The organism is Stenotrophomonas sp. HMWF003 (assembly GCF_003061285.1).
Classification (GTDB): Bacteria; Pseudomonadota; Gammaproteobacteria; order Xanthomonadales; family Xanthomonadaceae; genus Stenotrophomonas; species Stenotrophomonas maltophilia_AP.
On sequence record NZ_QAIW01000342.1, the window covers coordinates 1,619 to 3,596 of the forward strand.

General features: G+C 66.5%; 5 protein-coding genes. 4 read left to right on the top strand and 1 reads right to left on the bottom strand.

All coding sequences use genetic code 11. The features are described 5' to 3' along the window. Positions 1 to 243, bottom strand: a 243-nt coding sequence (locus DBR34_RS23130) for an NAD(P)-dependent oxidoreductase (protein WP_258223928.1), incomplete at its 3' end; no start/stop codon positions are given. 123 nt (positions 244 to 366) lie between these two features. Here DBR34_RS23130 and DBR34_RS13705 point away from each other — a divergent pair. The 4 genes from DBR34_RS13705 to DBR34_RS23135 all read left to right on the top strand — a co-directional run. Beyond that, positions 367 to 1,236: an SPFH domain-containing protein gene (locus DBR34_RS13705; protein WP_128097204.1), complete on the top strand. Its 870-nt coding sequence runs from the start codon at positions 367 to 369 to the stop codon at positions 1,234 to 1,236. A gap of 7 nt (positions 1,237 to 1,243) precedes the next feature. After that, positions 1,244 to 1,423 carry an Arc family DNA binding domain-containing protein gene (locus DBR34_RS13710; protein ID WP_128097205.1) on the top strand — a complete coding sequence of 60 codons (180 nt, stop codon included), beginning with the start codon at positions 1,244 to 1,246 and terminating at the stop codon, positions 1,421 to 1,423. Further along, positions 1,420 to 1,596, top strand: coding sequence for a DUF4177 domain-containing protein (locus DBR34_RS13715; protein ID WP_128097206.1), 177 nt, complete (start codon positions 1,420 to 1,422; stop codon positions 1,594 to 1,596). The genes DBR34_RS13710 and DBR34_RS13715 overlap by 4 nt, the downstream gene beginning before the upstream one ends. 1 nt (position 1,597) lies before the next feature. Next, on the top strand, positions 1,598 to 1,978 hold a 381-nt coding region (locus tag DBR34_RS23135; RefSeq protein ID WP_258223929.1), incomplete at its 3' end, for a DUF3887 domain-containing protein.

Consider the following 1,978-nt stretch of genomic DNA (forward strand, 5'->3'; position numbering starts at 1 on the left):
CGGTACCACCAGGTGCGGCTGCTCCTTGGCGATGAGCGCGCGCAGCGCCATCGCATCCAGCATGTCGATCACGTGCGAGCGGTGCGCCACCTGCATGGCCGGCGCATCGGCATAGCGGTCGGCGGCGATCACCTCCACGCCCAGGCGCTGCAGCTCGATGGCGACCTCCTTGCCCAGTTCACCGGAGCCCAGCAGCAGGACGCGGGTGGCGGAGGGAGACAACGGCGTGCCGAGCGTGGACATGGCGGTATTCCGGGCAACAGGGGTGGGAGCGCATTTTAAGGCTTCCGCGCGGGCGAAACCGGGGTACTTGCAACCTGATATCAATTTGATATCGTTCAAGCCAACCACCCAAGGACGCCCGCCATGAAAGAGATGCCCACCCGTTCCCTGTCCGGCCTGCCGTTCCTGCTCGGGGTGCTGGTCCTGCTGGGGCTGTCCGCGTGGCTGTTCATCGCAGGCGCACGCACGCTTCCGGTGTCGCCCGGCCTGATGTTCGGCGGGGTCGCCCTGTCGATCGTGGCCATGCTCAGCCTGACCGGCCTTTACACGGTGCAGCCCAACCAGGCGGTGGTGCTGAGCCTGTTCGGCAAGTACGTGGGCACGGTCAAGGACAACGGCCTGCGCTGGAACAACCCGTTCTTCAGCAAGAAGAAGGTCAGCCAGCGCGTGCGCAACTTCGAAAGCGGCAAGCTCAAGGTCAACGAGCTGGACGGCAGCCCGATCGAGATTGCCGCGGTGATCGTCTGGCAGGTGGTGGACGCTTCCGAGGCCGTCTACAACGTGGATGACTACGAGAGCTTCGTGCACATCCAGTCCGAATCGGCGCTGCGCGCGATGGCCACCAGCTACCCCTACGACCAGCACGAGGAAGGCCAGCTGTCGCTGCGCAGCCACGCCGCCGAGATCTCCCAGCACCTCAAGGACGAGCTGGCCGAACGCCTGGCAGATGCCGGCGTGCAGGTGATCGATGCACGCATCAGCCACCTGGCCTACGCACCGGAAATTGCCCAGGCGATGCTGCAGCGCCAGCAGGCCAATGCGGTGATCGCCGCGCGCACGCGGATCGTCGCCGGCGCGGTGGGCATGGTGGAAATGGCGCTGGCCGAGCTGCAGAAGAACGGCGTGGTGCAGCTGGACGAAGAGCGCAAGGCGCACATGGTGAGCAACCTGCTCACCGTGCTCTGCTCGGACCGTGGCACCCAGCCGGTGGTCAACGCCGGCTCGCTGTACTGAGCCGCCCATGTCGGAAAAAAAGGCCTATCCGCTGCGCATCAACGCCGACATTCTCGCGGCCCTGCAGCGCTGGGCCGATGACGAACTGCGCAGCGCCAACGCGCAGATCGAGTACGTGCTGCGCGATGCACTGCGCAAGGCCGGGCGCCTTCCCAAACCGGATGCAAGCAAGGAGAGCACACCATGAGCAAGCGTTGGAGCTACCTGACTGTCGAAGTAAAGCCGTCGTGGACCGGGCTGAAGTCCGATGACCTGCAGACCGAACTCAACCGCCACGGCCAGCTCGGCTGGGAACTGGTGAACGTGCTGCAGACCCAGCCGATGGGCGTGGCGGTGCTGCTGTTCAAGAAGGAGATCTGAGGTGGTCGCCCTGCGTTGGCGCGGTGCTGCGCTGCTGCTGTCCACGCTGGCCTTTGCGGCCTCGGCGGCGACGCCGCCGGCGCAGGTGGTCACCCGGCTTCTCGACCACCTGCAGGCCGGTGACGGTGCCGCCGCCGTGGCGATGTTCACTCCGGAAATGGCCAAGGCCGCCCCTGCGCCCGGTCTGCTGGCCCTGTGGCAGTCGTTCGGCGAACCCCGTGGCCGCGGCGCGGCGGAGATCATTTCCACCAGCCACCGCCCCGACGTGGTGACGCAGCCGCTGCAGTTTGCCTCCGGCGCCATTGAGGTCAGCGCGGTGGTGGATGACCAGGGCCGGATTGCCGGGCTGCATTTCAAGCCCGGCAATCCGGCCCTGGTCATC